We start from the raw sequence: 15,092 nt of genomic DNA, 5'->3' as shown, positions 1-15,092 counted from the left end.
CAAGGGAGTGCCCGACATGATCAGCACCAGGATAGGCTCACTCAGCCTGCTGGCCGGCGCGATGCTGCTGGCCAGCGCCGGCGCCTTCGCCAACGTGGAGCCGACGGCGCCACAACCGGCCAAGCCGGCCACCGTGGCCAAAGAACTGCAACAAGCCAAGACCTACACCGTCAGCAGCGCGCCGACCGACGCGCTGAATCTGGCCGCGCCGAAATTGCCTGACCTGTCCGGCTTCACCGCCGAAGCCGCTGCGGCGAAGATCGTCCGCAGCAAACCGGGCAAGATCAGCGTGCGCCGGATGATGCAGGAAGACGCGCTGAAGGACTTCATCGGCGGCGACAACAAGATGGCCGAATGGGTGGTGCGTCAGCACGGCATCCCGCAGGCAATCTTCGTCGACGACGGCTACATGAACCTCAAGGATCTGGCGAAGAAACTGCCCAAGCAGTACTTCAGCGAGACCTCACCGGGCGTGTACCTGTCGAAGCTGCCGATCGTCGTCGGCCGTAAAGGCATTCTCGAAATCGATGGCCAGACCCAGGAACTGCGTCTGTCGCAAGAGGCCGGCTCGTTCCTGGTCAACGACGGTCAGCTGTTCGTCCGTGACACCAAAATCACTGGCTGGCGCGAGAAGGAAAACGGCCCGGCAACGTTCCGTTCGCCGAAGGAATTCCGTCCGTTCCTGCTCGCCTGGGGCGGCACCGAGACCTACATCGTCAACAGCAAGATGGCCAGCTTCGGTTACGCCAACAGTAAGTCGTACGGCGTGAGTATTTCCCAGTACACGCCGAACATGGCCAAGGTGCTCAAGCGCCCTGAACCGACTGGCTGGATCGTCGGTTCCGAGTTCTCCGACATGTGGTACGGCTTCTACTGCTACGAGACCCGCGACTTCGTGGTCAAGGGCAACACCTACAAAGACAACATCGTTTACGGCATCGACCCGCACGACCGTTCCCACGGTCTGATCATTGCCGAGAACACCGTGCACGGCACGAAGAAGAAGCACGGGATCATTATTTCCCGTGAGGTCAACGACAGCTTCATCTTCAACAACAAGAGTTTCGACAACCATCTCTCGGGCCTGGTGATCGACCGGAACAGCGTCAACAACATCATTGCCTACAACGAGATCTACAAGAACCACACCGACGGCATCACCCTCTACGAGTCCGCCGACAACCTGCTGTGGGGCAATGAGGTCATCAGCAACAAGCGCCACGGCATCCGCATTCGTAACAGCGTGAACATCCGCCTCTACGAAAACGTCGCCATGGCCAACGGTTTGACCGGCGTCTATGGCCACATCAAAGACCTCACCGACACCGACCGTGACATCAAGCTCGACCCGTTCGATGCGCAAGTGTCGCTGATTGTCGTTGGCGGTGAGCTAGCGGCCAACGGCAGCGGCCCGCTGTCGATCGATTCGCCTTTGAGTGTCGAGCTGTATCGCGTGTCGATGCTGGCGCCGACCAAATCCAGCGGCATCAGCTTCAACGGCATCCTCGGCGAGCGCCAGGATGAAATTCTCGACCTGCTGGTGCGCCAGCAGAAAGCCGTGCTGATCGACCCTGTCGAACGCCAGACCGAAATGCAGGACTGAGGATAATTTTATGCACCCACACTTGATCAAATTACTCAGCCTGTCGGCCCTGACCGTGGGCATTCTCGCGGCCAGCAACGGCGCCCGCGCCGACGAAAGCGCCGCAGCCACGCCGCCAAAATTCAGCGCCGAACCGTGCTGCAACCTGTGCCCGGCTGCACACGACGCGAAGAACTACACCACGCGTTATCAGCAGAACTTCACCACGCTGGTGCAGGCGCAAGGCGACTGGCTGTTCCGGACGCAGGAAGACCTGCGCACCGAGTTCAACACCACTCCGGCCGGCTACAAGCGTCTGCAACAGTTGCACGATGCGTTCAAGGCAAAAGGCGTCGAGCTGGTGATTGTTTATCAGCCGACGCGTGGCCTGGTGAACCGCAACAAGCTCAACCCGCAGGAAAAAGCCGCGTTCGATTACGAGAAAGCGCTGGGCAACTACAAGACCATGCTCGGCCGTTTCGCCAAGATGGGTTACGTGGTGCCGGACCTGTCGCCGCTGACCAATGAGTCGCTGCCGGACACCCTGCCCGCCCACGATTTCTACTTCCGTGGTGACCAACACTGGACACCATACGGTGCGCAGCGCACGGCGAAAATCGTCGCCGAAAAGGTCAAGCAGATCCCGGCCTTCGCCGACGTGCCCAAGCGTGAATTCGAGACCAAGCGCTCCGGGCGCATGGGCAAGACCGGCACCCTGCACAACATGGCCGGGCAGCTGTGCGGCACCAGTTACGCGATCCAGTACATGGACCAGTTCACCACCGAGCCTAAGGGCGAGGCCGGTGACGGCGACCTGTTCGGCGATTCCGGCAACCCGCAAATCACCCTCGTCGGTACGTCGCACAGCGGCAAGAACTACAACTTCGCAGGCTTCCTCGAAGAGGCCATTGGCGCGGACATTCTCAACGTTGCGTTCCCCGGCGGTGGTCTGGAAGGTTCGATGTTGCAGTACCTCGGCAGCGATGAATTCCAGAAGACCCCACCGAAGATTCTGATCTGGGAATTCTCGCCGCTGTACCGCCTCGACCAGGAAACCATCTACCGCCAGATGATGTCCCTTCTCGACAACGGTTGCGAAGGCAAAGACGCGCAAATGTCCGCGAGCACCACGCTCAAGCCGGGCGGCAAACAAGAACTGCTGGTCAACAGCAAGAACCTGAACCTGCAGAACAGCAGCCATCAGGTCGACATCCGCTTCGCCGACCCTTCGGTGAAAACCCTGCAAGCCACCCTCTGGTACATGAACGGTCGCCACGAGGACATCAAGATCGAGAAACCGGAAACCTCCGACACCGACGGTCGTTTCGCCTTTGAGCTGCGCACGGACGAAGACTGGGCCTCGCAAAACCTGCTGGCGGTTGAAGTCCAAGGCCCGGAAGCGGGCACCGCGCCGCAGAAAGTCGAAGCGAAAATCTGCAAACGCAACGTATTCCCGGGCGCTGGGCCACAAACCGCTCAGGTCGGGCAATGAGGTCTGCTATGCGAAACTCGAAACTGAAAACTCTTTTAGCGCCGACGCTGCTCGGGCTGGCGATCTTCGCCGGCACCGCGCAGGCCGCCGCGCCACTGCGTCCACCTCAGGGCTATTTCGCGCCTGTGGATAAATTCAAGACCGGCGACCACAGCGAAGGCTGTGATGCGATGCCGACGCCGTACACCGGACCGCTGCAATTTCGCAGCAAATACGAAGGTTCGGACAAGGCCCGCGCGACGCTGAACGTGCAGTCGGAAAAAGCCTTTCGCGACACCACCAAAGACATCACCACGCTGGAACGCGGCACCGCCAAACGCGTGATGCAGTTCATGCGCGACGGTCGTCCGGAACAACTTGATTGCACGCTGAACTGGCTGACCGCCTGGGCCAAGGCCGATGCGTTGATGTCGAAAGACTTCAACCACACCGGCAAGTCGATGCGCAAATGGGCGCTGGGCAGCATGGCCTCTTCGTACATTCGCCTGAAGTTCTCCGACTCGCATCCGCTGGCGCAGCATCAGCAGGAAGCGCAGTTGATCGAGGCGTGGTTCAGCAAAATGGCCGATCAGGTCGTCAGCGACTGGGACAACCTGCCGCTGGAAAAAACCAACAACCACTCCTACTGGGCCGCATGGTCGGTGATGGCGACTTCGGTCGCGACCAACCGCCGCGACCTGTTTGACTGGGCGGTGAAGGAATACAAGGTTGGCGTTAATCAAGTCGATGCCGACGGTTTCCTGCCGAACGAACTCAAACGCCAGCAACGCGCCCTCGCCTATCACAACTACGCCCTGCCGCCGCTGGCAATGATCGCCAGTTTCGCCCAAGTCAACGGTGTTGATTTGCGCCAGGAAAACAACGGTGCGCTGAAGCGTCTCGGTGATCGGGTGTTGTCGGGGGTGAAAGACCCGGATGAATTCGAGAAGAAGAACGGCAAAGAGCAGGACATGACCGATTTGAAAGAGGACATGAAACTCGCCTGGCTGGAACCGTTCTGCACGCTCTACACCTGTGCGCCGGATGTGATCGAGAAGAAGCACGGCATGCAGCCGTTCAAGACCTTCCGCCTCGGCGGCGACCTGACCAAGGTCTACGACCCGTCCCATGAAAAGGGCAACAAAGGTTCGTAAGGCAGGACACAAAACCCTGTGGGAGCTGGCTTGCCAGCGATTGCATTCCGACATTCAACACCGATGTCGACTGACCCGACGCTATCGCTGGCAAGCCAGCTCCCACAAGGGTTGTGGTGAATCTGGATGCAATACATCCCCCGGGTTTTTCGTGGGGGGTTTGGGGGGGCTTTGGCCCTTGACTGTTGGTTCAAACATGGAGAGATCGGGATGGTATTTTCATCCAACGTGTTCCTGTTTCTGTTCTTGCCGATCTTTCTCGGCTTGTACTACTTGAGCGGGCAACGCTATCGCAACCTGCTGCTGCTGATTGCCAGCTATGTGTTCTACGCCTGGTGGCGTGTGGACTTCCTCGCGCTGTTCGCCGCCGTCACGCTGTGGAACTACTGGATCGGCCTCAAAGTCGGTGCCGCTGGCGTACGAACCAAACCGGCGCAGCGCTGGCTGTTGCTCGGTGTCGCAGTCGACCTGTGCATCCTCGGCTACTTCAAATACGCCAACTTCGGCGTCGACAGCATCAACGCGATGATGACCTCGGTCGGTCTTGAGCCGTTCATCCTCACCCACGTGCTGCTGCCGATCGGTATCTCGTTCTACATTTTCGAATCGATCAGCTACATCATCGACGTGTATCGCGGCGACACCCCGGCCACGCGCAACCTGATCGACTTCGCCGCGTTCGTAGCGATCTTCCCGCACTTGATTGCCGGCCCGGTGTTGCGTTTCCGCGACCTCGCCGACCAGTTCAACAACCGCACGCACACCCTCGACAAGTTCTCTGAGGGCTGCACACGGTTCATGCAAGGTTTCATCAAGAAGGTCTTCATCGCCGACACCCTCGCGGTGGTCGCTGACCATTGCTTCGCCCTGCAAAACCCGACCACGGGTGATGCCTGGCTTGGCGCGCTGGCCTACACCGCGCAGCTGTATTTCGACTTCTCCGGTTACAGCGACATGGCCATTGGTCTGGGCTTGATGATGGGTTTCCGCTTCATGGAAAACTTCAAACAGCCGTACATCAGCCAGTCGATCACCGAGTTCTGGCGTCGCTGGCACATCAGCCTCTCCACCTGGCTGCGTGACTATCTGTACATCACCCTCGGCGGTAACCGTAAAGGCACGCTGATGACTTATCGCAACCTGTTCCTGACCATGCTCCTCGGTGGTCTGTGGCACGGGGCGAACATCACCTACATCGTCTGGGGCGCCTGGCACGGCATGTGGCTGGCGATTGAAAAAGCGCTGGGCCTGAACACTTCGCCGCGCAGCCTCAACCCGATCCGCTGGGCGCTGACCTTCCTGCTGGTGGTCATGGGCTGGGTGATCTTCCGCGCCGAGAACCTGCACGTTGCCGGTCGTATGTACGGCGCGATGTTCAGCTTCGGCGACTGGTCGCTGTCGGAACTCAATCAGGCCAGCCTCACCGGTCTGCAAGTGGCGACCCTGGTAGTGGCGTACGTGACGCTGGCGTTCTTTGGTCTGCGTGATCTGTACACCAATCAGCCGCCGGCCAAGACCAAACCTGAAGTCAACGTCGAGGCCAACGGCCCTGCCACAGCGACGCCGGGAATGATCAAAGCCGCGCCTGGCGAAAACCCGGCGAGCATCCATGAGCCTGGCTACACCGTCGGCGTCGAAGCCCAGGTGCAACCGGCCTACTGGAGCGCGGATTGGTCCCGCTATGTGATGCGCGGCCTGATTCTGCTGCTGTTCATCGCCTCGATTCTCAAACTCTCGGCGCAAAGCTTCTCGCCGTTCCTTTACTTCCAGTTCTGAGGGATCTGACATGACCCGCTCATTACGCATCTTCTACATCGCCCTGTTCCTGGTGACGCTGTTGGTCCTCGGTCTGTGGTCGGTTCGCAGCTTCTTTGGCTTCAGCACCAACGCCGATGCAACCGTGCTCAATGGCCGCTGGACCAAGGCGGTGGAAACGCACTACGACGATGAATTCCCGATCAAGCGTCTGGGCACCAACCTCTGGGCCGCGCTGGATTTCAAACTGTTCAATGAAGGTCGTCCGGGCGTGGTGCTCGGTCGCGATCAGTGGTTGTACAGCGATGAGGAATTCAACCCGATCGTCAACGAAGAGCTGAACCTGCAAGGCAACTACGCGCTGGTCGAAGGCGTGCGCCAGACCCTGAAAGCAAAAGGCGTGAAACTGGTGATGGCGATCGTGCCGGCCAAGGTTCGTCTGTACCCGGAGCATCTGGGTGAAGTGAAACCGGCGAGCATTCACGAAAACCTCTATCAGGATTTCCACCACCGCGTGGCGGCGGACAAGATCCTCGCCCCTGACCTGCTCAAGCCGTTCCAGCAGGCCAAGCAAAGTGGTCAACAAGTGTTCCTGCGCACCGACACGCACTGGACGCCGGAAGGCGCCGAGATTGCCGCCAACACCCTGGCGAAAACCATCGCCGACAAGTTCCCGCTCAGCGGCGAGCCACAGCGCTTCGTCACCACGCCAGCGGAGAAGGTCACGCACAAGGGGGATCTGCGTCTGTTCCTGCCGCTCGATCCGCTGTTCGAAAACCTGATGCCGGCGCAAGAGCCGCTGCAAAAACGCAACACCGTCGCGGCCGGCGATCAGCCTGCCGGCGACGACGCGCTGTTCGCCAGCAATGAAGTGCCGGTGGCACTGGTCGGCACCAGCTACAGCGCCAACCCCAACTGGAACTTCGTCGGTGCCCTTAAACAAGCGCTGCACAGCGACGTGGTGAGCTACGCCGAAGACGGCCACGGCCCGATCCTGCCGATGCTCAGCTACCTGAAAAGCGAAGACTTCAAGAACAGCCCGCCACAGGTGCTGATCTGGGAGTTTCCTGAACGTTATCTGCCTGTGAACAACGAAATCGGCGACGCCGACCCGCAGTGGGTCGCAGAGCTTAAACAAGCCGGCGCGCGCCAACAAAACGTAGCAATCAACACTAAATCCGAGACGCCCGATCGGGCGCAAAACTGAAAGAGAGGTACACCATGACTTTCACTACTACTCCTCGTCGTCTCGCTAAAAGCTTCGCACTGGTTGCTGGCCTCAGCGTACTTTCCGTGCCTGCCTTTGCCGGTGGCGACGCCGCGCTCTACGGCCCGACCGCACCGAAAGGCTCGACCTTCGTGCGTGTCTACAACGCCAGCAACGCTGAAGTCAGCGCCACTGTCGGCAGCACCAACCTGAGCGATGTTGCGCCACTGGCCAGCAGCGACTTCAGCTTCATGCCGGGCGGTGATTACAGCGCCAAAGTCGGCAGCCAGACCCTGCCGGTGAAACTCGCCGGTGACCACTACTACACCCTGGTCAACAACGCTTCCGGCGCGCCGCAACTGATCGAAGAGCCGCCGTTCAAGAACAAGCAGAAATCCCTGGTGCGCGTGCAGAACCTCAGCGACAAGCCGCTGACCCTGAAGACCGCCGATGGCAAGACCGACGTGGTGCCAAACGTGGCCGCCAAGGGCCGTGGCGAACGTGAAATCAACCCGGTGAAAGTCAGCCTGGCGCTGTACGAAGGTGACAAGAAAGTCGGCGACGTAAAACCGGTCGCCCTGGAGCGCGGTGAAGCCGCAGTGCTGTACGTCACCGGCAGCGGCAGCAGCCTGTCGCCAGTCTGGGTGAAACGCCCGGTATCGACTCGCTAATCGCTCGAGCTATCAGCTACAAGCCTCAAGCTGCAAGTGACGTGCTTCTAACTCACCGCTTGCAGCTTGCAGCTCTCAACTGCATTTTATGGAGTAAACAATATGATTCCGGTGATCTTGTCAGGTGGTAGCGGTTCACGTCTTTGGCCGCTTTCGCGTAAGCAGTTCCCTAAGCAATTCCTCGCCCTGACCGGCGAACACACACTGTTCCAGCAGACCCTCGAACGCCTGGTGTTCGAAGGCATGGACACCCCGATCGTGGTCTGCAACAAGGATCACCGCTTCATCGTCAACGAGCAGTTGGCCAACCGCAATCTGGAATGCCAGCGCATCCTGATGGAACCGTTCGGTCGCAACACCGCGCCCGCCGTGGCGCTGACCGCGATGATGCTGGTCAATGAAGGCCGTGACGAGTTGATGCTGGTGCTGCCGGCCGACCACGTCCTCGAAGATCAGAAAGCCCTGCAACGCGCCCTCGCCCTCGCCACTGTCGCTGCCGAAAACGGCGAAATGGTCCTTTTCGGCGTGCCGGCGACCAAACCGGAAACCGGTTACGGCTACATCAAGTCCACCGGCGATTCGCTGCTGCCCGAAGGCGTTAGCCGTGTCTCGCACTTCGTCGAAAAACCTGACGTCAAACGCGCTACCGAGTACGTTGCGTCCGGCGGTTACTACTGGAACAGCGGCATGTTCCTGTTCCGCGCCAGCCGCTTCCTCGAAGAGCTGAAAAAGCACGATCCGGACATCTACGACACCTGCCTGCTGACCCTTGAGCGCAGCGAGCAGGACAACGACACCGTGACCTTCGACGAAGCCACCTTCGCCTGCTGCCCGGACAACTCCATCGACTATTCCGTGATGGAAAAAACCCAGCGTGCCTGCGTAGTGCCGCTGACCGCAGGCTGGAGCGATGTCGGTTGCTGGTCGTCGCTGTGGGAAGTCAACGAGAAAGACGCCAATGGCAACGTCAGCAAAGGCGACGTGGTCATTCAGGACAGCAAGAACTGTATGATCCACGGCAACGGCAAACTGGTGTCGGTGATCGGTCTGGAAAACATCGTCGTGGTCGAAACCAAAGACGCCATGATGATTGCCCACAAGGACTCGGTTCAGGGCGTCAAGCAGATGGTCAACACGCTCAACGAGCAGGGCCGCAGCGAAACCCAGAACCACTGCGAAGTCTATCGTCCGTGGGGTTCGTACGATTCGGTGGACATGGGCGGGCGTTTCCAGGTCAAGCACATCTCGGTGAAACCGGGCGCGTGCCTGTCGTTGCAGATGCACCACCACCGCGCCGAACACTGGATCGTGGTCAGCGGCACCGCTGAAGTAACCTGCGATGAAAACGTGTTCCTGCTCTGCGAAAACCAGTCGACCTACATCCCGATCGCCTCGGTGCATCGCCTGCGCAACCCGGGCAAGATCCCGCTGGAAATCATCGAAGTTCAGTCGGGCTCGTACCTGGGTGAAGACGATATCGAACGCTTCGAAGATATCTACGGCCGCTCCACCCCGATCGAACGCGGCGTCTCGGTGAAAACCATCGCGCAGTGATCGATCTGCAATAAGAAGCCCCCGTCCAGCCCACTGCGTCCCCTATCCGCAGCGGGTTGGGTGGGGGCTTTTTTCTACCCGGCATTTGAGCCTCGACGTGGACGGCTTTCGAAAGCGTCGGTGAAGTCACTGTGGATAACGTCGGTCGATGGCTGCCCGAAGCCCGCAAGAAACAATCTCTGCGCCAAAGGGCTTGGCGCTTGCGAGGTCGATGCAAACAATGAGGTTTGATTAGCGACTGCCATTGAGCCGACGTTGCGCACGGTGCTCTCCGGTGCACTCGACATCGGCGCGACGGGCGCGGACGGCATCGTCAACTGTCGATACTGAATCCGCGTCTGGGTTTCCGAAATGTCCATCATGTTGCCCATCGCGACACTCATTGCACCAACCACTTGCACCGCCGGATTTTTGGTAGCCATCAACAGTCTGCCTCCGTGCTGGAATGTTGAGGCCACCGCGCCGCGCCGCTGCGTAAGAACTTGCGGGTCTTCGACCGGGCTGTTGAACGCGACCGACAGGGGGCCCATGATCTGGCTGGTGATACTCGCGCCCAGCGCCGTGTTCATGACGGAGGAAAGCACCTCACCTGCGTGATACAACACTGGCCCGGAGGGCGGCGATGTCTGGGTTCTGGCGGCGGCACGCACATGCGCCTGATGCGTGTTGAACGGCGAATTACTGTGGCGACCCAGTACTTCCACCTCTTCGGGGATGGCTTGACGATAAGCCTGGACTCGTTGGTCCGGGTCATCGGCAAAAAAATTGCGCACGGGCTGCATGCCATTCGCCTGGAAGGCATTTACGAAGCCGTTGTCCGCCAGATCCTGATACGTCCGGTCTTCATGTTTCGGGCCGTTATTGAGTCCATCGGGATCGCGGTAAAACAGCGGATTGTTGCGCATCGCACGATAGCGATTAGGCCCGTCGATCGCCCCCGCGGGATCAGGGTTCAGCCAGCGCTGCAGCCATGGAATGTAATAGCGATAGCCATAGTCATACAGCCCCGTCGCATCGCGTTCCTTGCCACTGTAGCGAATGGTTCGGTAGCTGACCTCGGACGCTTGATGCCATGCCGTTGCGCCAAACGGGTAGAAGGCTTCCCGACTGATGATCCGGCCATCTTTGGCCAGTTCAAGCCCCACCGAGCCCAGATGATCGCTGAAGTGATAGCGGAACTGATCGTTGACCCCGGACGGTGGCGGACTGTCCCAATGGATGACCCGAACGCTATTGAGTCCGGCCGCAACGACGATAACCTGCCGCTCCTCGCCCGTGCCGCTGTCGCTGCGCAGCTCCAGTCCGGGCAGATAGCGCACCTGTGCGACGACCGTTCGCGCGCCGGTCTGCAACGCGCGAATCTTGCGCACACGCAGGCCTTGGCCGTCGTAGCCATACACTTCCTGATCACTCAAGCCGTCATCCCGCTGCACCGGGGTGATCGATTGCAACTGATTGCGCAAATTCCACGCCAGCGACCGGCCCGCTGCCAGCTCGCGCAAATTACCTCGAGCATCGAACGCCGCAGCGATTTCGGTTTCACCGGGCGGCACGCCGTTGCGCCAGGGCAGGCAACGATTGCTATAGCGCGCAGCGTGCAGATCATGCCCGGGCGCTTGGGCGCCAACGTGGCTCAGCTTGAGCAAGTTGCCGCTGTCGTCGTAGCGGTAGTGCTGACGATAATTGGCCGGCGCCGCGTCCCCCTGCTCACCCGCCTCCCAGCCACTCGCTTCGCTCAACTGATAAAGGCTGTCGTAGCGAAAACGACTGATCGGCTCGATACGCTGGTTGGCAAAATGACGCACCGGCAATGCCTGGTCTTCGATACTGAGGATATTGCCCATGGGATCGTATTGATAAAGCAGATGCTGCAACGCCACGCCCCGCTCATTGATAGCCCGGCGCGCCAGCAGCCGACCATCCTGCGCGCTATAGCGCAACGTCGAGCTGACGCGATTGCCGGCAATTTCGTACTCGACCCGACCTTCAGCGTTGTAATGAATGTCACTGACCAGCATCTGCGACGTGGCCTGATGCTGCAATTGCAAAGCGGCGCTGCGCAAGCACCCCTCCAGGGTCATGACAAAGGTTTGCCGGTGCCCCTTCGCATCGAGTTGTTCGAGCAGCGGCCCGAGCGGCGCATAGCGCCATTGCGTGGTCGCACCCGACCCGGGTTCGAGCTGACGCGCGCGCTCCTCGATCGGCAATGGCCAGTCGGGACTGACCGCATCCAGAGTGAAATGCCGGGTGTTTTCAAGGCATTGCCCGGTGATCGCAAACTGCTCGAACAGCACACTACCGGCCGGATCGTCGTGGCGGATCAACTGACCGAGCTGATTGCGCTGCGGCTCGGCGTGATCCGGTTGGCCGTAAAGAAAGCGCTCGGCACAACGTCGAGGTTCGCCATCGCCGGCTTCGAACTTCGCCAGCGGGCGCAGCAAACCGTCGAATTCAGCCTCATAGCGGGTGCCACGGCTATCCCATCCCGATAGCCTCTGGCTGCCGGGGCCAAACAAGTCGATCTGCATGCCGGCATCGGTGCTGTCCGAACGCAATACCTGCCCGCTCAACGCATATACCGTGGTCAGACTGGCCGGCGCCAGCGGATCCGCCGCTTGCAGTCGCCACAGGCGCGGATCCCATTGCTGCACTGCGCGCCCGGCGGCGTCTTGCAAAGTACGGCTGATGCGCGACTGCGCCGGCGCGCCATCATCGGCACGCCAGTAGCTCACCGTTCGGATCTCCAGACCACGCGGGTCGATGACCGCCAGTGTCGGCGTTTTGCTGTGCGTACCCATGGGGGTGCCCGAATCCTTTTTTGGCCTTTGGCTATCTGAGCAGGCGCCAGAACGGGTGCCTACTGTCAGAAATTACAGTTCCGACCAACGGTGCATTGCGTGACCAGGCGAATGTCCATTCGCGTGGCCCTTCGGTAGGATGGAAGCCACGAACTCAAGGAGCGTTCCCCTATGTTCATCGGCGTTTTGCTGGTCATCACCTGGCTCGTTTTGCTGCTGCGCTATCCGGCCAAGGCCTTGCCGGTGTCGGTGGCGGCTGCGATTGGCCTGGGTCTGGTCGCCATGTGGGTGGTGTGGCTGGACAACCGCGAGATCAAACAACTGGCGCGCCTTGAGCTGCGCATCAGCTATGCGCCCCAGCAGTGCCCGGCCGATCGCCCGTTGCAATTGAAGATGAACAACGGCAACAGCGTGCCGCTGACCGAACTGCGCTGGCGCATTGCGGCCTATGCGCCCGGCGACACGGTCAATCTGGCCGACAATCAATACACCGCGCCGCGTTATCGTGGCCCGGGCGAACTGCAGGCCGGTGGCAACTGGGAAGATTGTTTGCCGCTGCCACCGCTGCGTCCCGGCTATCGCCCGCAAACCCTGGAGTTTCGCGCCGAACGCTTGCAAGGTAGTTTCTCCGACTGATCCTCTTCCCCCAAATTGCTGCACAAGGAATGCGCCATGCCCGTTGCGTTGATTACCGGTTGTTCCAGCGGCATCGGCCGCGCCCTCGCCGATGCGTTCAAATCCGCCGGTTACGAAGTCTGGGCCAGTGCGCGCAAGAGCGAAGACGTCGCCGCCCTCGGCGCTGCCGGATTCACCGCCGTGCAACTGGACGTCAATGACGGCGCCGCGCTGGAGCAACTCGCTGAGCGAATCAACCAGCAACACGGCGGCCTCGATGTGTTGATCAACAATGCCGGTTACGGGGCCATGGGTCCGCTGCTCGACGGCGGCGTGCCGGCCATGCAGCGCCAGTTCGAAACCAACGTATTTTCGATTGTCGGAGTCACTCGCGCGTTGTTTCCGGTGCTGCGCCGGGCCAAGGGACTGGTGGTGAATATCGGCAGCGTGTCCGGTGTTTTGGTCACGCCGTTTGCCGGTGCTTACTGCGCTTCAAAAGCCGCGGTACATGCGTTGAGCGATGCCTTGCGCATGGAGCTGGCGCCCTTCGGCATTCGCGTGCTGGAAGTCCAGCCGGGGGCGATTCAATCGAGCTTCGCCAAAAACGCCGGCCATGAAGCCGAGCAGCTGATCAACGAACAATCGCCGTGGTTTCCGCTGCGCGAAGGGATCCGCGCCCGAGCCAAGGCCTCACAGGACAAACCGACGCCGGCCAGCGAGTTTGCTGCTGAGTTGCTCAAGGCTGTGCAGCAGAGCAAACCGCCACGGCTGGTCCGCATCGGCAATGGCAGCCGCGCGTTGCCGTTGCTGGCGGCGTTGTTGCCCAAAGGTTTGCTGGAATCGACGTTGATGAAGCGGTTCGGCTTGCGCGGGCAGCTCTGAAACCGCATCGACCCGATCGCTAGCAGGGCTAGCTCCCACAGGGATTTGTTAACGACATCGCTCCGCTGTGGAAGCGGTTTGAGTTGCGCGGGCAGCTCTGAAACCGCGTCGCCCCGATCGCTAGCAGGGCTAGCTCCCACAGGGTTTTGTGAACGACATCGCTCCTCTGTGGGAGCGGTTTGAGTTGCGCGGGCAGCTCTGAGACCGCGTCGACCCGATCGCTAGCAGGGCTAGCTCCCACAGGGATCTGTGAACGACATCGCTCCTCTGTGAAAGCGGTTTGAGTTGCGCGGGCAGCTCTGAAACCGCGTCGACCCGATCGCTAGCAGGGCTAGCTCCCACAGGGATTTGTTAACGACATCGCTCCTCTGTGGAAGCGGTTTGAGTTGCGCGGGCAGCTCTGAAACCGCGTCGCCCCGATCGCTAGCAGGGCTAGCTCCCACAGGGTTTTGTGAACGACTTCGCTCCCCTGTGGGAGCCAGCCCTGCTGGCGATGGGGCCAGAACATACAACACGGAATTCAGCCCCAACCTTTCATGAAATCAATAAACGCCCGCACTTTCAGCGGCAGATGCCGGGTGTCCGGGTACAACGCGTACACCCCTTGCTGCGCAAAGCGATGATCCGCCAGCAAACGCGTTAATCGCCCGGCATCCAGATCCTCCTGGATCAGCCATTGCGGCAGAATCGCCACGCCCTGTCCGGTCAACGCAAACGCCCGCAAGGTCGCCGAGTTGTCCGCGACGATGGCGGTGGTTCCCGGTTTCGGCTGGTAGACATGCTCCAGTCCGTGCGGATCAGTGACGGTCATCTCGGGCACTCGGCCATGCCCTAGCGTCGGCATCGACTCCAGCGTTGCCAACGTGGCCACTGGTGCGAAGCGTTCGATCAACCCAGGCGCAGCCACCGCAAACACTTCGAATGTCGACAACTGCACCGCCCGCAAATTGGAGTCGTGCATGCGCCCAAGACGAATCGCCATGTCGAACCGTTCGGAGATCAGATCGGCATGGGTCGAAGACGTCGACAGATGAATATTCAGCTGTGGCTGCTGCTGGCGAAACACCTCCAGCGCCGGCACCACCTGAGCCAAGGCAAACTCCACGGTGGTGGTGATGCGCAGCGTGCCCTTGAGTTGCGAATGCTCCGAACGCGCTTCTTCGATCGCCAGCCGTGCTTCGTCCAAGGTGCGCAGACAGCGTCGATAAAATCGTTCGCCCGCATCGGTCAGCGCCAGTTGCCGCGTGTTGCGGGTGAGCAAGGTCACCCCCAGCTCTTCCTCCAGGCGCTTGAGATTGAAGCTCACCACCGCGCGCGTCTGGCCCAGCGTTTCGGCGGCAGCGGTCAACGAACCGGCCTCGACCACGGCTTTGAATGTGTCAAAACGGTCCAGGCTGACCATA

General features: G+C 60.3%; 11 protein-coding genes. 9 read left to right on the top strand and 2 right to left on the bottom strand.

Annotated features, from left to right (window positions below; translation table 11 throughout):
- The first annotated feature begins 16 nt into the window (after positions 1–16).
- The 7 genes from algG to AC3Y64_RS04735 all read left to right on the top strand — a co-directional run bounded on the left by algG (position 17) and on the right by AC3Y64_RS04735 (position 9,394).
- On the top strand, positions 17–1,603 hold the full coding sequence (algG, locus tag AC3Y64_RS04765) for a mannuronan 5-epimerase AlgG (protein ID WP_489986620.1): 1,587 nt from the start codon (positions 17–19) through the stop codon (positions 1,601–1,603).
- A 10-nt stretch (positions 1,604–1,613) separates the two neighbouring features.
- Complete coding sequence (locus AC3Y64_RS04760) at positions 1,614–3,074, top strand: alginate O-acetyltransferase (protein ID WP_489986619.1); 1,461 nt, start codon at positions 1,614–1,616, stop codon at positions 3,072–3,074.
- A gap of 8 nt (positions 3,075–3,082) precedes the next feature.
- Positions 3,083–4,207, top strand: a complete 1,125-nt coding sequence (locus AC3Y64_RS04755; protein ID WP_489986618.1) for a mannuronate-specific alginate lyase — start codon at positions 3,083–3,085, stop codon at positions 4,205–4,207.
- A gap of 210 nt (positions 4,208–4,417) precedes the next feature.
- Positions 4,418–5,983, top strand: coding sequence for an MBOAT family O-acyltransferase (locus tag AC3Y64_RS04750; RefSeq protein WP_064118394.1), 1,566 nt, complete (start codon positions 4,418–4,420; stop codon positions 5,981–5,983).
- A 10-nt stretch (positions 5,984–5,993) separates the two neighbouring features.
- Positions 5,994–7,169, top strand: a complete 1,176-nt coding sequence (locus tag AC3Y64_RS04745; protein ID WP_489986617.1) for an alginate O-acetyltransferase — start codon at positions 5,994–5,996, stop codon at positions 7,167–7,169.
- Positions 7,170–7,183: 14 nt separating this feature from the next.
- The gene (locus AC3Y64_RS04740) at positions 7,184–7,840 is read left to right on the top strand and encodes an alginate O-acetyltransferase AlgF (RefSeq protein ID WP_007914291.1); all 657 of its coding nucleotides are present in this window, start codon (positions 7,184–7,186) and stop codon (positions 7,838–7,840) included.
- Between the two features lie 102 nt (positions 7,841–7,942).
- Positions 7,943–9,394, top strand: a complete 1,452-nt coding sequence (locus tag AC3Y64_RS04735; protein ID WP_158954830.1) for a mannose-1-phosphate guanylyltransferase/mannose-6-phosphate isomerase — start codon at positions 7,943–7,945, stop codon at positions 9,392–9,394.
- A gap of 74 nt (positions 9,395–9,468) precedes the next feature.
- Here AC3Y64_RS04735 and AC3Y64_RS04730 read toward each other — a convergent pair whose 3' ends face one another.
- Positions 9,469–12,192 (bottom strand): RHS repeat domain-containing protein, encoded by a 2,724-nt coding sequence (locus AC3Y64_RS04730; protein ID WP_489986616.1) that lies wholly within the window; start codon positions 12,190–12,192, stop codon positions 9,469–9,471.
- A 171-nt stretch (positions 12,193–12,363) separates the two neighbouring features.
- Between AC3Y64_RS04730 and AC3Y64_RS04725 the strand changes: the two genes are divergently transcribed.
- On the top strand, positions 12,364–12,828 hold the full coding sequence (locus tag AC3Y64_RS04725; RefSeq protein ID WP_489986615.1) for a multidrug transporter: 465 nt from the start codon (positions 12,364–12,366) through the stop codon (positions 12,826–12,828).
- 36 nt (positions 12,829–12,864) lie between these two features.
- Positions 12,865–13,689, top strand: a complete 825-nt coding sequence (locus AC3Y64_RS04720; protein WP_489986614.1) for an SDR family oxidoreductase — start codon at positions 12,865–12,867, stop codon at positions 13,687–13,689.
- A gap of 520 nt (positions 13,690–14,209) precedes the next feature.
- Here AC3Y64_RS04720 and AC3Y64_RS04715 read toward each other — a convergent pair.
- On the bottom strand, positions 14,210–15,091 hold the full coding sequence (locus tag AC3Y64_RS04715; protein ID WP_489986613.1) for a LysR family transcriptional regulator: 882 nt from the start codon (positions 15,089–15,091) through the stop codon (positions 14,210–14,212).
- Between the last annotated feature and the right edge of the window lies 1 nt (position 15,092).

Source organism: Pseudomonas sp. 4CAES_32.4, assembly GCF_058136335.1.
This window is presented reverse-complemented; position numbering and strand designations above follow the sequence as displayed.

What these genes read in the sequence shown, in the direction of transcription:
- algG (WP_489986620.1), top strand. Translation starts at nt 17, where the DNA reads ATGATCAGCACCAGGATAGGCTCACTCAGCCTGCTGGCCGGCGCGATG.
- AC3Y64_RS04760 (WP_489986619.1), top strand. Translation starts at nt 1,614, where the DNA reads ATGCACCCACACTTGATCAAATTACTCAGCCTGTCGGCCCTGACCGTG.
- AC3Y64_RS04755 (WP_489986618.1), top strand. Translation starts at nt 3,083, where the DNA reads ATGCGAAACTCGAAACTGAAAACTCTTTTAGCGCCGACGCTGCTCGGG.
- AC3Y64_RS04750 (WP_064118394.1), top strand. Translation starts at nt 4,418, where the DNA reads ATGGTATTTTCATCCAACGTGTTCCTGTTTCTGTTCTTGCCGATCTTT.
- AC3Y64_RS04745 (WP_489986617.1), top strand. Translation starts at nt 5,994, where the DNA reads ATGACCCGCTCATTACGCATCTTCTACATCGCCCTGTTCCTGGTGACG.
- AC3Y64_RS04740 (WP_007914291.1), top strand. Translation starts at nt 7,184, where the DNA reads ATGACTTTCACTACTACTCCTCGTCGTCTCGCTAAAAGCTTCGCACTG.
- AC3Y64_RS04735 (WP_158954830.1), top strand. Translation starts at nt 7,943, where the DNA reads ATGATTCCGGTGATCTTGTCAGGTGGTAGCGGTTCACGTCTTTGGCCG.
- AC3Y64_RS04730 (WP_489986616.1), bottom strand. Translation starts at nt 12,192, where the DNA reads ATGGGTACGCACAGCAAAACGCCGACACTGGCGGTCATCGACCCGCGT.
- AC3Y64_RS04725 (WP_489986615.1), top strand. Translation starts at nt 12,364, where the DNA reads ATGTTCATCGGCGTTTTGCTGGTCATCACCTGGCTCGTTTTGCTGCTG.
- AC3Y64_RS04720 (WP_489986614.1), top strand. Translation starts at nt 12,865, where the DNA reads ATGCCCGTTGCGTTGATTACCGGTTGTTCCAGCGGCATCGGCCGCGCC.
- AC3Y64_RS04715 (WP_489986613.1), bottom strand. Translation starts at nt 15,091, where the DNA reads ATGGTCAGCCTGGACCGTTTTGACACATTCAAAGCCGTGGTCGAGGCC.